Source organism: Sphingobacterium sp. 18053, from assembly GCF_902706145.1.
Lineage (GTDB): Bacteria > Bacteroidota > Bacteroidia > Sphingobacteriales > Sphingobacteriaceae > Sphingobacterium > Sphingobacterium paramultivorum.
The window spans coordinates 514090-532554 of record NZ_CACSJW010000004.1 but is presented as its reverse complement, the minus strand read 5'-3'; the positions used below and the strand labels follow the sequence as shown (position 1 = coordinate 532554).

The window sequence follows — 18465 nt, the reverse complement described above, 5'->3', positions numbered from 1 at the left end:
AGTGGCATCTTGCTTTTATTGAAACTTACTGACTAGATTGATTCCTGTAATCTCTCCTTATTAAGAAGTGAATTTCATCCAATCTGTGTTTTCGTCGTAGTTCATAAGTGGTTCGGCATTATTATTATTCGATAATTGGCCTACCAACATATAAATATCCATGCTCACGTGTTGACGTGTTATTTCTGTCATCTTATCATTGAACCCGGCGTTGTTAATTTGTAAAACATACTGAAAACAAATGACGCGGGCGATTATCTTTCCAAGTGTAACCAGTTCGCGCTGTTTCGGCTGTAGCGGAAAGTCAAAATTCAAGATTGATGAGAAAAATGGTGCTGCAAATTCAGTTGAGCTATATTTTTTTAAGAAAGACAATAAGTTGCTTTCTTTGGTTTTGCGCATAAGTTTACCGATCGCTTCAGCAACTTGAGAATAAAGCATTTCATTTGACCCCTCAAAGATTTGAAAAGGTCTACTGTCTATGAGGCCACGACCGGCAACATGGTCTAACCTGTAACCATTTGCACCGGATAATTGCACACATATTTGCGCGGCTTCATGCATTAAGTCTGTCACAAATGCTTTCACACTATTGGCATCTACACCATAGGCTGAAAGGTCATTATGGATAGAACTGATCGAGACACTGTATGAACACATTGCAGAACATAATGTAAATGCAGCCTGTATGCGCGACAACTGAAATTTAACAGCGTCTAATTCATTTAAACTAATACCCGATACACGACGTTCGGAACAATGCTTCATGGCCTCATCCAACATACGTTTTATAAAACCCATGCCCATTCCAGGGAATTGTAATCTACTGCGATGGAGGGTGTCTAACATCAATTTAATTCCTGTACTTTCCGGATTTAGTTTGTGGTCCGTGGGAACATTGATGTCGATGTCGTTCACACCATAAGGAATCGCATAGAGACCAAGGCTATTGTATTTCTTTGTAACAACAATCTTTTGTTCTTCGACGGCGTTCTCTGTGACAAAGAAATCTATATCCCGCACCAGTTCTCCGCTTTCATTTTTCTTGCGTGCTGTCACGAGCCAAAAGTCTGCAGCTCCAGTAAGACCTTGCCAGTGTTTTTCACCTTTTATATAGTACTTATCGTCCTTTTGTTCGTAAGATGTTCGCATATTGAGTGCGTCGCTGCCGTAAGCTTGTTCGGTAATCATTAGTCCCCCCATAGCTTGGTTTTCCAAAAATTGAGGGAATACCTTCTCTTGAAGTAAGGTGTCGCCGTATTTGGCAAAAGGTTCCAAAAATAGCGCAATATTAATCCCGAAGATTAGCGATAAAGATAGTGATTCATAAGAAGCTGCTGCCAGTACACCCAAGCATTCTTTTACATGAAGGCCCCGACCACCGTGGTGTTCTGGAATAGCAACCGACAAGGGTTGCATTTTCATGATCTCTGCTAAAAACTCAGGCGGTAGCCCTCGCGTTAAACTGAGCGAGTTGTAATCATACTCTTTATTAAATAAGCTTGATAGCCTAGTTTTAAAATCCGCAATAAACAAATCGAAATCTTGGGTTATATTGTTGTGTTCTGAAACCTTAAGCATCTTTAAATATGTAATTAAATGATGGAACAATTTATTTGAAACATCGAGAATAAAGTGTACTACCGAACTGAAATTCTCTTTTTGCTTCAATCACTTACACAAAAATAACTGCAATCAATTTGATTCTCTTGTGTACTTCAGTATAAAAGATAGGACAAATCGTGCATATTGAAAACCTAAGTTGCTCTGTTTCGATAAGAAGTAGGAGAAACGCCAACTATTTTTTTGAAAAGCCGTGAGAAATAAGAAGGATCAGAAAAATCCAATTCATAACAGATATCTGCAATGCTTTTAGTGGATTCAAACAATAGAAATTGACTGTGCATAATCAGCACTTCAAGAATGAGTTCCTTCGACGATTTCTTGAATACAGAAAATACGCATCGATTAAGGTAGTTTGTAGATACTGCGAGTTTATCCGCGTAGAATGAAATATTTTTTTGCTTTTTGAAGTTTTTGTGCACAAGCTGTTTGAACATCATAGCAATTTCCTGTCTCCGATTGAGGGCTAGGTTGGATGAAGATAGCTTGATGATTTTTAGAATTGCCGATTTTAATAAATTTTCAAATAGTTCTCGATAAGGTAATTCCGAAAGCAGTTCATTATAAAGCAATCTAAAAAGCTCTTGAAGATCGCTGCTGTCTCGCGCAGTTAAGTTCAGTAAGGGCGAGATATTAAAGATATTCAAAATCTCCTGTTCCCTGAATATGGAAGTCATTGCATTGTCGTTGATCAAAACGCAATGTCCTTTCGCGGATTTATCGACCGACTTTATTGTTGAGATATTGCCGTAATTGCTGATAAGAATTGCCGGAGCTGTTACAACGTATTCCTTAGCTCCAATTTGATGTTTAAAATAACCTTCAGTTATATGAACGAGGAGGTTATAGCCCAAGAAAATAGGTGGGGTAGGGAATTTAATGTAAGGAGCGATTTCACTGAGCTGAAATATCTTGATCGGCGATTGCTGGTAGCGAAGATGCTCCAAACTACCTGTCATAAAACGATCTACAAATTCACCCGCATTTACCTGCTTTTCCATTATCAATTATTATTATAAAAATTTAGTATGCCACAGCTTCTGAATGTCATCTATTGTTTCATGTGTAAATCATGCTCCCAATAATACTCCAAAGGTAGCTGGATAAAACTTGTTTATCAATTTTAACAAATGATTTGCTAAAATAAAGCTTTATCCTTAGTTTAGTTTTTGCAATCGGATAAATAGCCTGATGCTCAGGGGCTATATTTTAATATTATAAACCAAATGAATATGAAACCAGTGCTCATTTTTATATTGACTCTATTCCTGTTCAGAAATGCAACAGCACAGATCTCGTTGAATTATTGTAATGATCGTATACAAACTGGAGCCGAGCAGACCGAGCGTTATCTTCCTTATTTAATGAATAAACGCATTGCAATATTGGGCAATCCATCTACGGTTATTAAAGGGAGACACCTTGTTGATAGTCTACTTGCACGCGGGGTTCAGATTGTGAGAATCTTTGGGCCTGAGCACGGATTTCGAGGCAATGCAAGTAATGGAACTAAAGTGGGGGACGAAATCGATCCGACAACTAAAATTCCTATTGTCTCTTTATATGGGAATAAGAAAAAGCCAACAGCGAAGGATCTAAAAGATATCGATCTGTTTATTTATGATGTGCAGGATATGGGGGTGAGATTTTATACCAACATTAATGCCCTTCGGGATATTATGGAAGCCTGCGCAGAAAATGATAAGGAGCTCTTGATCTTAGACCGGCCCAATCCCAATGCCTACCTAATTGATGGTCCTATTTTGGAGACAAAACATAAGTCGGGTATCGGGCAATTCCCAGTTCCTATTGCACATGGGATGACTACAGCTGAATTCGCCCAGATGATCAATGGAGAAGGTTGGATGGATACTAAAAAGAAATGTAAATTGAAGATTATTCCTGTAGCAGATTATGATCATAGTATGCTTTATAAGTTACCAGTCAATCCTTCGCCCAATTTAAATACGGAACAAAGCATACTATTATATCCCAGTACCTGTCTCTTTGAAGGTGTGAAAGTGAATCATGGCAGAGGCACCGATTATCCCTTTGTTGTAATTGGTAGCCCAATCTATAAAGGTATATATGACTTCTCATTTGTCCCCGTCAGTAAAAAAGGGATGAGTGAATCGCCACTGTTTATGAATGAAGAATGTTATGGAATAGACCTGCGTAAATATGATCTGCAGCAGCTTGTAGATAGCAAAAAAATAAACCTATCCTGGATGATAGCGCTTTATCGGAATTCTCCGGAAAAAGACAAGTTTTTTGATCAATCATTTTCGAAACAGATTGGAAGTATCGAAAAGCTCGTGGGCGTAGATTTATTTCGCAAGCAAATCGAAGCCGGTGTTTCGGAAGAAGAAATCCGAAAAAGCTGGGAGCCGGGCATAAGTCATTATAGAAAGACTAGGGAAAAATACCTTATCTATCAATAATATAACCTGAATAAAAGTACATCGATGTTTGGACTAAAATATGATTGGCGCCCAATTATTATCCTATGTATTGCAGTGGGATGTTTTTGTCAATTACGGGCGCAGCACCTGGCTAGAGGCCTAGATCGTCAAAATTATACAGCACAATCCAACATTAGGTTAAATCCCGCGTTGAAATGGAAATTCAAAACAAAGGGAATGCTGTTTTCTTCGCCCGTCGTTTGGCAGGACATCGTTTTTGTCGGGTCTTGCGACAGTAATCTTTACGCATTGAATAAAACGAGCGGTAATATACTTTGGAAGTATAAAACTACAGGTGAAATTCGGTCAACTGTTGCTCTTGATGCCGGAACAGTGTATTTTTTAAGCACTGCTGGCTACTTGTATGCCCTGGATGCCCAAACAGGTCGAAAATTATGGCAGTTTTCAACAGATGGTGAAAAGAGTTATGATGTATGGGACTATTTCCTCTCATCTCCTGCGGTTGCAGATGGTGTAGTCTATTTTGGGTCTGGGGATCATCATGTCTATGCCGTAGATGCTAAATCGGGAAAACTTGTTTGGAAATTCCTAACTGGAGGTATTGTGCATGCAGCCCCAACGCTGACACAAGAGCGTGTTTTCATTGGTAGTTTTGATGGTTATTTTTATTGTTTGAAAAAAGATGGTACCCTTCATTGGAAGTTTAAAACGGTTGGCGAACGTTATTTTCCAAAAGGTGAGATTCAGTTCCATGCAGCAGTCGCCGACAGTACAGTCTATTTTGGTGCTCGTGACTTTAATGTATATGCGCTAAATGCCACGAATGGAAGTGGATTTTGGGTATATCATCAACCGGGAAGCTGGACAAGTGTTCCTAGTATTTTTGACGATAAGCTTGTTGTAACCATGTCGGATTCCTATAGTATACTTGTTTTAAATAGAATGGACGGCGTGAAAATAGTTGAACCTAAAGTACCTTTAAATACATTTAGCAGTGCCTCAATTGCTGGTAATGAGGCTTTTTTTGGAACGCTGGATGGTGTAATTTATAGATTGGATATAAAAAACGGAGAAGTTGTGCCTATTTTTCAAACGGAGTCGAGTAAAAAGAATAGGCAATTGTTTATAAATGATGAAAATATGCTCCGCGCCGATCTGCAACAAAAATATGAGGATAATATTACAAGACTCTTTGCAGACTACCTGCAGATGGGAAGTATCTTTTCAACAATATGGATTGATGGAAATCGGCTTTATTTTAGTTCCGCTGATGGTGCCATCTATGCATTGGAATAGTAAGTACGCGCTATTTACAAATCGTAGCAGGTCTTACTTTCTCAATATTTTTTCCATGGATCTACCTTTGGCCAGTTCATCAATTAACTTATCGAGATAACGAACTTTCTGAACTAGCGGATCTTCAATATCCTCAATGCGATAGCCACAGATTACACCAGAGATCTTTGAAACATTCGGGTTTAAGCAAGGTGCTTGTTTAAAGAAATGTTCAAAGTCGATTTTATCGTCAATCGTTTGCTGTAGGGATACCGGATTATAGCCGGTAAGCCAGAAAATGATTTCGTCAACCTCTTCTTTTGTGCGTCCTTTTCTTTCGGCCTTTTGTATATAAAGCGGGTATACACCAGCAAATGACATGCGATATATTCTTGTATTATCCATTTTTACACATTGATTTTATTAAAGGTATTCATTTTGAATGAAAATAAAAACAAAGGATAGTTGGCTAAATTAAGCAAAAACATCGCTAATTGGTGCTACGTAACTATAGAATTTACTTAGCAATTTCTTTAATAATAATATAAATTATAATTCTATTTTTATGTGATACAAAATTATTGAAAGATTATATATGGATTTGAGGTATATTCGAAATAACATACATATTAAAGAAGAGGATCAACAACGTATCAAAGACTTTCCTGTGCTGATAGGAGGTTGCGGAATAGGAAGTTACATTGCAGAGTGCTTATTGCGTATGGGTTTCGAAAATTTCACAATTGCCGATGGTGATATTGTCGAGTTGTCAAATCTAAATAGACAAAACTATACAAACAAGGATATTGGTGTAAAGAAAGTAATTGCTTTACAGGATCGCTTACAGACAATTAATCCGGAAGCCAAAATAACAGTATTTCCAGAATTTATTGACAAAGATAATCTATTTGATATCGGTATTAACCATAAGGTTGCTATCAATGCGCTGGATTTTTCTTCTGATATTCCTTTTGTTTTTGACCAGTATATGGCAAAAAGAAATATACCGGTAGTACATCCTTATAATTTGGGCTGGGCAGGATTTTTAACAGTTCTTCCACCTGAGGGTCTTAATCTACATTCATTGGAAAAGGCCCACAAGACATTTGAATTAAATGTCGGGAAATTCATTGTGGATAGTTTAAAAACAAAAGGTATAGAAACGAAATGGTTCGAGGAATTTTTGGAAGAATATGGTAAGATTGCGTTGACGTCACCTCCGCCGCAGCTATCCCTAGGTTTATACCTCCTATCTGGCATGGTAAGTCACGTCGTATTCAATTTGGCAACAGCAAAACCTGTGAAATTCTTTCCAGATTCCTATTATTTATCCATGATTCGCTGATTATAATATAAGATAAAGAATCGATTGTTTTATTACACTTTTGTGTAGTAATTTTAATGCTGCGGGAATTTAGGAGGAAAGTGCTTATTTTTATTGCTCTTGAATACCATCTACATGAATTGGACATCTGATAATTATTATTTCACTAAACTTAAAAAGGAAGAACTTTTTGAACTCATTCATTTTTATTTAAGGACGACAGCTGAATATTATAATTTGGATGATTCTCTTAATGAAGAATATACTCATCATTATAAGAATTTATTAGGCGAAGATTTAAGTTTTTTTGATACTTCAATTTATTATGTTCTGCGTGACCGAAAAATGCATAATATCCATGCATCAATTCGCATCACCTATTGGGATAGAGAAACAATATTACCCATTCAAAAATTATTTTCCGTATCAAAAGAAGAGCTTTTGTCGCAAAAAGTAAATCACTATTGGCATATCGGACGATTTATTATTTCGAAGAAGATTGAAGGTCAACGGATCAGCATTTTAAAAAAAATGCTCTTTGATGCATTTTTTCCACCTCATTTTTTGGATAACGGCTTAATCATCGCCGAGTGTGACAAAAAATTGGTTAATACGCTGCTAAAACTTGGCATACCTTCGTATGAGCTTGGCAGTCCAATCATCTATTTATATTCAGAAACCCTGCCTATTTATATTAGAACTGAATGGCTCGATTACTTCATTCAGAAAAATAAAGTCGCTCAATATTGTTTAGCTAATAGTGATGATTCGGATAGCTTTGCTATTAAAGCAAAACATATGGGTTTTAATGATAATAATGGCGGCAAAAATAGAGTATCTGATAATAATGGCGGCAAAAATAGAGTATCTAATTAGAATAGAGATAGCTCAATAGCTAATGCTGTTGCTTCAGTAATACTCTTCACCTTTAATTTTGAGAATATTTGCTTTTTGTGAAACTTAATGGTATCAATTGAAACGTATAATTTATCGGCAATTTGTTCCATTGTGAATCCCTGAGCTGAAAAAAGAAGAATATCTTTCTCGCGTGGTTTTAGTTTGACATGAGGAGATTCTACCCAAAGATCAGTATCTAAATTATATTCAAATTGTTTGCCCGCATCGTCAGATTTAAACTTAATATTCCCCGCATTGGCATGTGAAGAAATGGAAACTACACATAGTGCAATCCAGGGGTTTGAAGATTTGTCTAAAAGAATAGGCTTCAGTTTATGGTTTATAAGAAGAGGTTTTCCTTTAGCTTGCTTCAAATGAAAATCATAGGATATTGAATGCGTTAATTTGTCTTCAGTCGGAAGATTTTCGAAAAATTCGAATCCGACTTCATTTATTTTCTTTAACAGCAGTAAGTCTCCTTCAGGTACATTATCCAAATAATGCTGATATCCTTTTTTTTGAACTTCAGAAGGAGTATTTCCACATAAAAATATAGGGTTATCAGACACGAACAGAAAGCTCTTTTTTGAATAATCAATTAAATATATGCTTTGGTAAGTTAATTTGCTGAGAGACTTTGCAAAATTAATATAGGCATCTACAATTTCGTAGTCATCCTTAGTAAAATTATCTTTAACATATACCGGCTTAAAAAAATCTTCAATCTCAACTTTCATATTGTAAACTACAAAAAGGATTTACTCTAGTATCTAAATAATAAATTAGCGTAAATTTTACGCTAATTTGTAAGGCAAAAATAATGACTTAAATTCAAATAAAATATTTAAAATAGCCGTTTGTTAAGTATTTATACGTGTTTTATGTTTTTCTAGAACTAAAAAATGACGTATTTCAACACTTTTTGTCTCTATTTTACTTGATAATAAATGTCCTACACAAATGTGTAGAATATTTATTAGATTATAAATCTAATAGTTTTACTGCTTACCTTTGCCCAATATTGCAATTAAATTATATAAATATAACCTATTGAAATCAATTTCCCAATAATAATTTTTAAATAAATAAGATATTTGACAAAGTTTGGAGCAAATATAATAACAATTCCCGCTAATTTCCTATAAAACTATTTCTCTGAGTAGCTATTCACTGGACTATATTTTGCCCTTTTTTGCAAAATACAGCTCTTTTCCATCTAAGAATCAAAACCTTTCATTTTCCCACGCTTGTGTCAATTAGATTCAGTTTATTTTTTTCTTTTTATATGTATATACATTTTGATTTTATTCGTTTGATATTTGTTTTTTTTGTAGTAATATTGTGCTTAAAGTTTTGCTTTTAAACGTTTTTTGTAGATTATTAATGTATGTACAATGTGATGTGTTTTGTGAATTGTTTCGTATAGTTTACGAGGAAAGCAACTGATGTAATTAAAAATTATAAAATCTGATACTTATGAAATTACGTTTCTCACTTTCTTTTGCCACCGGTCTGTTGTTCATGTGTGTGCAGTCTGTTGTTGGTCAGGAGCACGCAATTTGGCAATTGGGAAATTCAGACGGTTCAAGCAGCGAATTTGCCTTGTCTCCGAATGGATATAAGAAATTTTTGGAACATGATTTTGGTTATGAAGACAATGCGTTTATCATCGGTCAATCTTCTTTAACAAAGGATTTACCCTATGTATTGCCCGGTCCGGCCAATGAATGGGGGGGGACTGGAGGAACCTCTGGTCTGAGAACACATTTTTTAAATCTATACTATGTGTTAAACAATGGTATAAAAAATGGTCAGTGCACACTCCAGGTTAAATTAGCAAATAGTGACCCTAAAAATAGACCTACGCTACAGATCGCAATCAATGGCAAGCCCTATAATTTTGAGGTGGAGCGGGGAGCAGGAAATGGTGAGCCGCTAGAGAATCCTTTAAAATCTGGAAATTCTACGATAAATATACCATTACCAGCTAATCTCATTAAGAAAGGAGGAAATCAGATTACCATGACTGTCATAAAGGGAGGTTGGGTTGAATTTGATTCCTTTAAACTGCTGGGTTCACAGCAAGTAAAGTTAATAGCTAATCGCTCTGTAATTGTTAAAAATGTACAGCAAGCTGATTTTGAGATCCTAAGTGCAGGGAAACCCGTCCAAAATATGCTGGTTGATCTCTTGAAATTGAAAGATGATGAACAGTTGAAAGTAGTCTTAGATGGAAAGAAAATTTATGAGAAAACACTTGAAAAAGGTACAGCGAAACTTGAAATACCAATGCCTTATGTCGCTAAGGATATATGGAGTAAGTATGAAATTTATAGTAATGGGCAATTAATACAGTCATCAACAATCAAGCGGGGCCCAAAAAGACTAGGTGGAGTTTCAGATTATGTGAACACGATGATGGGTGCAGGACATTCCAGATGGATGATAGCCCCGGGACCGTGGATGCCTTTTGGCATGGTAAAGATAAGTCCAGATAACCAAAATATTGGCTGGCAGGCTGGTTATGAGCCTTCTATCGAATCTATTGGTACTTTTAGCCATATTCACGAATGGACAATGGCTGGATTGGGAACATTTCCGACAGCAGGTCAATTGAAAACTCGGGTCGGAGATCAGTATAGTACAAATTCAGGATATCGATCAGCAATAGATAAAACCAGCGAAAAGGCTCCATTGGGATATTATGCTGTTCATCTCCTTGATCACGATATCGATGTAAAATTGACGGCTGGTACACGTTCCAGCTTTCAACAATATACTTATCATAAGTCGGACACAGGACGTATTATGATTGATCTTAAGGTTAATGGAGAATATGATTATAAAATTAAAGATTTCTCGCTGAAAAAGGTTTCTGACTATAAGGTTGTGGGATACAGTAATCAATTATCTGAAAACGTTTGGTCCACGGATGCAAAACAGGATTATGTCGTATACTTTGTGATGGAGTTTGATAAACCGATAAAAAACTATGGTACATGGCATAATGATAAGATAACAGAACGGACCGATTTGGTCGCCGATAGTGCTCAATTTGCGGGAATGTACGTGGAATTTGATGTGCACAAAGATAAGGCTGTACAACTGCGCACGGGGATTTCCTATGTGAGCTTAGCCAATGCAGAGGAGAATTTAAAAACGGAACTGTCGGAGCCATTCGGATGGTCCATTGATCGGGTCGTGGAAAATCAACATAAAGTTTGGGATGAACTTTTAGGTAGATTGGAGATAAAGTCTTCAGACTATTTTGAAAAAGAGAAATTCTATACCAATATGTATCGCACTTTGGCAAGCCGAAACACATTTAGTGATGTGAATGGTCAATGGAGGTCTTCGGATGAAGTGATACGAACTTTAACCCATAAAGGGGATCTCGCCTTAGGCTGTGATGCTTTCTGGAATACCTTTTGGAATTTAAATCAGTTTTGGAATCTGGTTACACCGGAATGGTCCAGTAAATGGGTTAGATCGCAACTTGCGATGTATGACGCAAATGGCTGGCTGGCGAAAGGGCCGGCTGGAATGGAGTATATACCCGTCATGGTTGCTGAACATGAAATACCGTTAATTGTTGGGGCATACCAGATGGGGATTAGAGACTACGATACCGAAAAGGCATTTGAAGCTGTTAAAAAAATGCAGACAACGAGTCCATTGAAATTTGAAGGTGGTTTTGCGGGTAATAGGGATTTGGATGTCTATTTAAAATATAAGTACGTTCCCTATGATGTGGGGCGGTTTTCAAATTCAATGGAATATAGTTTTGACGATTGGACAGTTGGGCAGTTTGCAAAATCGCTAGGAAAAGAGCAGGAGTATCGCTATTTCAATGATCGCGGAAACTGGTGGAAAAATGCGATAGATGTCAGTAGCGGATATGCTCGGATGAAGGATTCAAAAGGAGAATGGTATAAAGATTTTGACCCTTTTAAATCGGGAGCTAACCATCATTATGTCGAGGGAAATGCATGGCAACTGACTTTTTTTGTGCCACAGGATATTCCTGGACTAGCTAAAATGATCGGCCAGGATGTGTTTTTAAAACGATTGGAATGGGGATTTCCAGAAAGTGAAAAATGGCGCTATAATGGCCCTAATGATCAATATTGGGATTATCCTGTTGTTCAGGGAAATCAGCAATCAATGCATTTTGCCTATATTTTTAATTGGTTGAGTAAGCCCTGGTTGACACAAAAATGGAGCCGCTCCATAGGTGAGCGCTATTATGGCCAAGGGGTTTCGAATGCTTATCTCGGCGATGAAGACCAGGGGCAAATGAGTGCTTGGTATATCATGAATGCTATTGGTTTATTTCAGATAGATGGCGGAACAAGGGTCAAACCAATTTATGAAATAGGAAGCCCACTCTTTGAGGAGGTTAAGATTAGATTGGATGGTAAATATGGAAGAGGTGAACAGTTTATTATCAAAGCGAAAAATGCAAATAAGAAAAATATGTATGTACAACGCGCAACATTAAATGGAAAACCCCTCAATACCTTTTACTTTGATGCTTCTGAACTTCTAAAGGGAGGAGAGCTCGTCTTAGAAATGGGAGCCAGCCCTAATAAGCAATGGGGATTGTACCAATAAAAGATATATTTTATTGCCGCACCATACTTAGGGCGAGTTGAAGTATAGTAAGGATGTGTTAAAGTTTGGTTAAACTAAGAGGTCTGATATAAGAAACTGCCTTCGGACGGCGTTATATCTGTAGTTTCATAATTTAGGTTAATAATTGGTTAGTTAGTAAAAGCCTGAAGTTCCCCACTTCAGGCTTTTGTTGTTATTGGTTATCATAAATCTCTTTGCTTAACATTTTTAGTTTTGCTAAATCCTATTAACAAACGTAAAATCATCGATATAACCACTTATAAGATTTGTAAATCTTTGCGATTATCTGTAGTATTGTAGGTACACGCTAAAATGCGCGGCCTATGGTGTTTGCTTGAATGAAAGCAATTAACAATGTCGTCTATCAAGATTATATGATCAAATCTATTCGTTTTTTACTTTTAGGATTATTTCTTTGGGAGAACGTTTCTGCCCAAAAGCTTTCTACAGACTATGTCAACCCGTTTATCGGTACCAGCAATTATGGAACAACTAATCCGGGAGCTCAGGTTCCCAACGGCTTGATGAATGTTTCTCCGTTTAATGTAATGGGATCATCACTTAATGCATTTGATAAGGATGCAAGATGGTGGTCTACTCCCTATGAACATAGCAACAGTTATTTTACAGGTTTTTCTCATGTTAATTTAAGTGGGGTAGGATGTCCAGACATGGGAAGTCTGTTGTTGATGCCAACCTCAGGGAAATTAGAGGTTGATTATCATCAATACGGAAGTACCTATACGCAGGAGGTTGCCCACCCCGGGTATTATAGCAATGTGTTAAAGAAATACGGTATCAAGACCGAAGTTTCAGCAACAACCCGTGTAGGTGTTTCGAAATTTACTTTTCCAAAAGGACAGGCAAATATCCTGCTTAATTTGGGCGAAGGTTTAACAAATGAAACGGGAGCAACAGTTCGTTATGTAAGTGATACCGAAATAGAAGGATCTAAGTTGTTGGGCTCTTTCTGTTACACGAATAATCAGGCTGTTTACCCAATCTTCTTTGTTATGCGGGTCAATAAAAAACCGTCAAAAAGAGGGTATTGGAAATTCCAGCGTGCCGGAGAAAAGTGGGAAAATGATTGGAATAAAGATGCCGGAAAATATAAAATTTTTACGGACTATACCGATCAGCTTTCCGGCGATGATCTTGGCGCATATTTTAGTTTTGATGTCAAAGAAAATGAAAGCTTAGAAGTACAGCTTGCCGTATCATTTGTGAGCATTGAGAACGCACGTAAAAATCTAAATGCTGAACAAGCAGATTTTAGCTTTGAAAAAACACAAAAGCACGCAGGTTCGCTTTGGAACAATGCATTGTCAAAGATACAGGTAGAAGGCGGTACCGAGGACCAAAAAACAGTGTTCTATACAGCATTATATCATGCTATGATTCATCCAAATATCTTGCAGGATGTAAACGGAGAGTATCCTGCCATGGAAAGTCGGAAGACACTTGTTGCAGATCACAATCGTTACACCGTGTTTTCGCTATGGGATACGTACCGAAATGTTCAGCCTTTAATGTCGCTGGTTTATCCCGATAAGCAGGTGGGTATGATACGTTCCATGATCGATATTTATAAGGAAAGTGGTTGGATGCCCAAATGGGAGTTGTATAGCCGAGAAAGCTATACCATGGATGGCGATCCGGCAGTTCCAGTGATCGTTGACGCATGGATGAAAGGCATTCGGGATTTTGACGTTAATACAGCTTATGAAGCGTTTCTGAAATCGGCAACGACTACGGATTCCACGAATAAAATTAGACCAGACAATGCGGACTATGTGAAGTTTGGGTATGTTCCACTGCGCGATTCATTCGATAATTCGGTATCTCATGCCATTGAATATTATGTTGCAGATTGGAACATAGCCCAATTGGCCGGTTCATTGGGGAAAACCAAAGACGCTCAGATTTTTGCTAAGCGAGCACAGGGATATAAACATTATTATTCTTCGGAGTATGGGACTTTCAGACCTATTCTTCCTAACGGCGAGTTTTTAAGTCCATTTAGCCCATTGATGGGCGCCAATTTTGAACCTAATCATGGTTTCCATGAAGGTAACGCTTGGAACTATAGTTTTGCCATACCATTTGATATACCTGGTTTGGTGAAATTGATGGGCGGAAAGCAAAAATTTGTGGATAGACTGCAGGCAACGTTTGATAAAGGGTATTTTGATGTTACCAACGAACCAGATATGCTGTATCCACATGTGTTTTCAGAAATCAAAGGAGAAGAATGGCGTACCCAAAAGCTGGTCAAAGAAATTTTAGAAAAGCATTTTACGAACAGCCCAGGGGGTATACCGGGAAATGACGATACGGGAACAATGTCTACATGGGCTTTAATGAACATGATTGGAATCTATCCTTTTTGTCCAGGTAGACCTGATTATACAGTTGTAACACCGGTATTCGACAAAGTGACCATCCAACTCGATAAGAAATATTATCCAAACGGGGACAAAGTGACGATAAGACGTCAAAAAGAGGATGCTGGTGATTATATCAAAAAGATCGTTATCGATGGAAAACTATTCAATGGATTTAAAATCAACCATCAGACTTTGGTCAATAGTAAGGATATTCTAATCGTTACTGGAAATAGATAATTAGGCAAACTAAACTGAAAAACTGATCTACACGATGAAATATATTAATTATGCGGTCTGTGCAGGCCTTTTGTCCTTAATTGGTTGCGCTTTACTAAAAAATTCCGATGAGACTTCTTATGCAGGGTATGTAAATCCTTTTATCGGAACGGATTTTACGGGCAATACATATCCTGGAGCACAATCACCTTTTGGGATGGTACAGCTCAGCCCAGATAATGGGCTGCCTGGCTGGGACCGTATTTCCGGATACTTTTATCCTGACAGTACGATTTCCGGATTTAGCCATACACATTTAAGTGGAACCGGGGCTGGCGACTTGTACGACATATCTTTTATGCCGGTTACCTTACCTTATCATGAAGCCGCGGCTCCCTTAGGTATACATTCCAAATTTTCGCATAAAGACGAGAAGGCTCACGCTGGATACTATCAGGTAAAACTTACTGATTATGATATAAATGTAGAGCTGACAGCAACAGCACGCTGCGGTATTCAACGTTATACGTTTCCAAAAGCCGAGTCTGCTGTATTTTTAGACTTAAAGAAAGCAATGAATTGGGATGCTACCACGGATTCACACATCGAAGTGGTTGATTCTGTCACTATTCGTGGTTATCGTTTTTCGGAGGGTTGGGCAAGAGGCCAACGCGTTTATTTTGAAACTCGGTTTTCTAAGCCTTTTATGGCCGTTCATATCGATAGTTCAGCAATATTATCCAGCGCTGATACAACGGCAAAAAGTGCAAAACGAATTGGTACTGCATTCAAAGCACGTTTTGATTTCAAGACAGCAGCTGGAGAACAAGTGACTTTAAGTACGGCCCTTTCGGGTGTAAGTATGGAAGGCGCTTCCAAGAACTTAAAAGTAGAAGTTCCAAAAGATGATTTTGATTATTATTTAAAGGAGGCAGAGCAAAATTGGAATCACGAATTGGGTAGGCTAGCAATCGAGACCAAAGACAAAGAGGAGCAAGTTAAGTTCTATACAGCGTTATATCATTCTATGCTGGCACCGACAATTTTCGGTGATGTTGATGGTGCTTACATGGGGGCTGACCGGAAGGTACATCAGGCCGAAGGTTGGACCAATTATAGTACATTCTCACTTTGGGATACCTATAGGGCTTCGCATCCATTATTTACCTATATCGACCCTAGTCGGGTAAATGATATGATTAAGTCCTTCATTGCCTTTTATGAACAGCACGGTCGATTGCCCGTATGGAATATTTATGGAAGTGAAACGGATATGATGATTGGAAATCATGCCATTCCTGTCATTGTAGATGCATATTTAAAAGGAATCGGTGATTTTGACGCATCAAAAGCATTGGAAGCCTGTGTTGCCACAGTTAATATTGACAACTATCGGGGTATAGGTCTGTATAAAAAACTAGGCTATGTGCCTTATGATGTCAAAGATGAATACAATGCCGAAAACTGGTCCCTATCAAGAACACTTGAATACGCCTATGACGATCATTGCATCGCAATGATGGCCGATAAGATGGGAAAGAAAGAGATTGCGGGAACATTTTTTGCAAGAGCTCAAAATTATAAAAATGTGTATAATCCGGCTACTTCATTTATGCAACCTCGAGATAGCCATGGTAAATTTATTACTCCATTTGATGCGGAGGAATATAGTGCCCATATTTGTGAAAGTAATGCATGGCAATATTTTTGGTCTGTACAACATGATATCCTTGGATTGATTAAACTTGTTGGCGGACAAGAGCGCTTTGGACAGAAGTTAGATAGCATGTTTACATTTCATCCTTCTGACACCAGCAAACTGCCAATTTTTAGTACAGGAATGATTGGGCAATATGCACACGGTAACGAGCCGAGCCATCATGCACTCTATTTATTTAATGCGGTTGGACAGCCCTGGAAAACGCAGCAATATGCGGCAGAGGTAATGAACAAACTTTACTTGAATACACCTTCGGGATTAAGTGGAAATGATGACTGCGGGCAGATGTCGGCTTGGTATGTGTTCAGCTCATTGGGATTTTATCCTGTAGATCCCATCAGTGGAAAATACGAAATCGGTACACCTTTATTTGAAAAAGTTGAATTGAAGTTGTCCAATGGAAAGAAATTTACTGTGAAAGCTAATCATGTCAGTAAATCTAATATTTATATACAATCCATTACGATCGATGGTAAGCCTCTTGAAACAAGTTATATTACACATGAACAAATTATGTCTGGAGCGACATTGGTGCTAGAAATGGGCGAAAAACCGGGACCGGTATGGTACAAAAATAGATAGGTCTATAGGTAAATGGAGTTTCTTATGTGAAACTCCCAAATAATTAAGAGAAGCCTCCAAATGAATATTTAATCGTTTTGGAGGCTTTTTATTTTGTCGGCAGAATCAAGCTTTTATAGACAAGCTTTTGTAGAAGTAAGTCGTGCTACACAATGTTCCATTCGGGAAGAGGGCATAATTTGGGATATCTCCGACTATCGTCCAGCCACATTTTTGATACATGATATAAGCCGGGCTATCGGTTACTGTATCTAGTACCAATAGTGTCTTATTTAGATCAATGGCTATATTTTCAATGTGTTGAAGTAGATTTTGTGCGATGCCCATTCTTCGAAAGTCGGTATGGACTAACATTTTGGCTACATCTGCGCGATGTGTTTGATTTGATGGGAGGTCGATTTGCAGTTGAACAGTTCCAGCGATTCGATGCGTAAACGCATCTTTTGCAATAATCAATATTGTTTTCTGCTGCTTGACCTTGTTCAGTACTTCAGTCCAAAATCTTTTTGCCTGCTCAATTGTTAGATCTTCCATAAAACCTACGGAGGCACCTCCTTGGACAATATTAAAAGTCAGCTCTACTAGTTCAGAAATTAAGTTAATGCTAGATTCTTTGACTTCTTCAATGACAAAATCTGTATGGGAAATAGGTGAGGAACTCATGTGTTTGATTGAGGACGAGATATAGAAAAGGAATTGATCGCGATGTTATGTAAGAAAAGACATTCTGGTAACGATAGGCTTGGCTCTTCTGGTGAGAATCATATTTAAGAATCGTTACTCGTTGCGGGTGAAGGCATAATAGATGACGTATAACCAACCTAGTATTCCATGAATTAGAGCCCAAAGTATAGATTTGTTACGATCCCATGAGGTGACAACGGCAATTACGGAACCTAGTCCAATACCCGATTGTGTGATCGTCTGTGTCGTTGATTTACTTATCTCTTGACCAAATACGATATCCGCGAGTAAAATAAAGAATACGAATAATGAGAGGTGTTTCATGATGACTTTATTGAGCTCCTCTTATTTTGAGTTCTTCATTGATTTCTTTTATTCTTTTAAAATTCAGAATAACAATGGGAGATAAGGCGAAAGGAATGGCCATCAGTGCACTGAATCCTTTGCTAATTGAGGTATAAATTCCCATGCCTAATAGGATAAAAAGCATGGTTGTGAGCATCCAAGTAATTACCAGAGCAGTTTTTTTGTTGGTTTGAAGCTCTTCGTCAGTCATTCCGTTTAAAGGTCTATTATTCATATTTCGGTGGTTTATAGTCTCTAAGTTCCGTAATTCTTTTTAAGAAACAAAGTTTTCTGCGTTAAATGATGTGTGAATCTTGTTAAATATAGTCTTTTTCTTGTTTTTTTTAAAAAAGG

The 18465-nt window shown here is 37.6% G+C and carries 14 protein-coding genes; 7 read left to right on the top strand and 7 right to left on the bottom strand.

Annotation, left to right across the window (positions count from 1 at the left end; genetic code table 11):
* Nucleotides 1-60: 60 nt before the first annotated feature.
* Nucleotides 61-1581 (bottom strand): acyl-CoA dehydrogenase family protein, encoded by a 1521-nt coding sequence (locus tag GVK91_RS12005; RefSeq protein ID WP_159728986.1) that lies wholly within the window; start codon nucleotides 1579-1581, stop codon nucleotides 61-63.
* A gap of 176 nt (nucleotides 1582-1757) precedes the next feature.
* Nucleotides 1758-2624: an AraC family transcriptional regulator gene (locus GVK91_RS12000; RefSeq protein WP_182332881.1), complete on the bottom strand. Its 867-nt coding sequence runs from the start codon at nucleotides 2622-2624 to the stop codon at nucleotides 1758-1760.
* Nucleotides 2625-2855: 231 nt separating this feature from the next.
* Between GVK91_RS12000 and GVK91_RS11995 the strand changes: the two genes are divergently transcribed.
* Nucleotides 2856-4064 (top strand): DUF1343 domain-containing protein, encoded by a 1209-nt coding sequence (locus GVK91_RS11995; RefSeq protein WP_317164625.1) that lies wholly within the window; start codon nucleotides 2856-2858, stop codon nucleotides 4062-4064.
* 24 nt (nucleotides 4065-4088) lie between these two features.
* On the top strand, nucleotides 4089-5342 hold the full coding sequence (locus GVK91_RS11990) for a PQQ-binding-like beta-propeller repeat protein (protein ID WP_153846188.1): 1254 nt from the start codon (nucleotides 4089-4091) through the stop codon (nucleotides 5340-5342).
* Nucleotides 5343-5375: 33 nt separating this feature from the next.
* Here GVK91_RS11990 and GVK91_RS11985 read toward each other — a convergent pair whose 3' ends face one another.
* The gene (locus GVK91_RS11985) at nucleotides 5376-5726 is read right to left on the bottom strand and encodes a DUF2200 domain-containing protein (protein WP_159728982.1); all 351 of its coding nucleotides are present in this window, start codon (nucleotides 5724-5726) and stop codon (nucleotides 5376-5378) included.
* A 190-nt stretch (nucleotides 5727-5916) separates the two neighbouring features.
* Between GVK91_RS11985 and GVK91_RS11980 the strand changes: the two genes are divergently transcribed.
* Nucleotides 5917-6666, top strand: a complete 750-nt coding sequence (locus GVK91_RS11980) for a ThiF family adenylyltransferase (RefSeq protein ID WP_159728980.1) — start codon at nucleotides 5917-5919, stop codon at nucleotides 6664-6666.
* 114 nt (nucleotides 6667-6780) lie between these two features.
* Nucleotides 6781-7521, top strand: a complete 741-nt coding sequence (locus GVK91_RS11975; RefSeq protein WP_159728978.1) for a hypothetical protein — start codon at nucleotides 6781-6783, stop codon at nucleotides 7519-7521.
* Here GVK91_RS11975 and GVK91_RS11970 read toward each other — a convergent pair.
* Entirely contained in the window at nucleotides 7518-8279 is a 762-nt protein-coding gene (locus GVK91_RS11970; protein ID WP_159728976.1) for a response regulator transcription factor, read from the bottom strand. The genes GVK91_RS11975 and GVK91_RS11970 overlap by 4 nt on opposite strands.
* 739 nt (nucleotides 8280-9018) lie before the next feature.
* Here GVK91_RS11970 and GVK91_RS11965 point away from each other — a divergent pair.
* The 3 genes from GVK91_RS11965 (at nucleotide 9019) to GVK91_RS11955 (ending at nucleotide 17082) form a co-directional block, all read left to right on the top strand.
* Nucleotides 9019-12156, top strand: a complete 3138-nt coding sequence (locus tag GVK91_RS11965) for a GH92 family glycosyl hydrolase (RefSeq protein WP_159728974.1) — start codon at nucleotides 9019-9021, stop codon at nucleotides 12154-12156.
* Nucleotides 12157-12515: 359 nt separating this feature from the next.
* Nucleotides 12516-14801 carry a GH92 family glycosyl hydrolase gene (locus GVK91_RS11960; protein ID WP_200845603.1) on the top strand — a complete coding sequence of 762 codons (2286 nt, stop codon included), beginning with the start codon at nucleotides 12516-12518 and terminating at the stop codon, nucleotides 14799-14801.
* Between the two features lie 34 nt (nucleotides 14802-14835).
* Nucleotides 14836-17082, top strand: a complete 2247-nt coding sequence (locus GVK91_RS11955) for a GH92 family glycosyl hydrolase (protein ID WP_159728972.1) — start codon at nucleotides 14836-14838, stop codon at nucleotides 17080-17082.
* A 105-nt stretch (nucleotides 17083-17187) separates the two neighbouring features.
* Here GVK91_RS11955 and GVK91_RS11950 read toward each other — a convergent pair whose 3' ends face one another.
* The 3 genes from GVK91_RS11950 to GVK91_RS11940 form a co-directional block, all read right to left on the bottom strand.
* Nucleotides 17188-17745 carry a GNAT family N-acetyltransferase gene (locus GVK91_RS11950; RefSeq protein ID WP_159728970.1) on the bottom strand — a complete coding sequence of 186 codons (558 nt, stop codon included), beginning with the start codon at nucleotides 17743-17745 and terminating at the stop codon, nucleotides 17188-17190.
* Between the two features lie 114 nt (nucleotides 17746-17859).
* A complete protein-coding gene (locus GVK91_RS11945; protein ID WP_182332872.1) occupies nucleotides 17860-18090 on the bottom strand; it encodes a hypothetical protein in 231 nt (76 codons plus the stop codon).
* Nucleotides 18091-18097: 7 nt separating this feature from the next.
* Nucleotides 18098-18346, bottom strand: a complete 249-nt coding sequence (locus tag GVK91_RS11940) for a redox-active disulfide protein 2 (RefSeq protein ID WP_088160902.1) — start codon at nucleotides 18344-18346, stop codon at nucleotides 18098-18100.
* Between the last annotated feature and the right edge of the window lie 119 nt (nucleotides 18347-18465).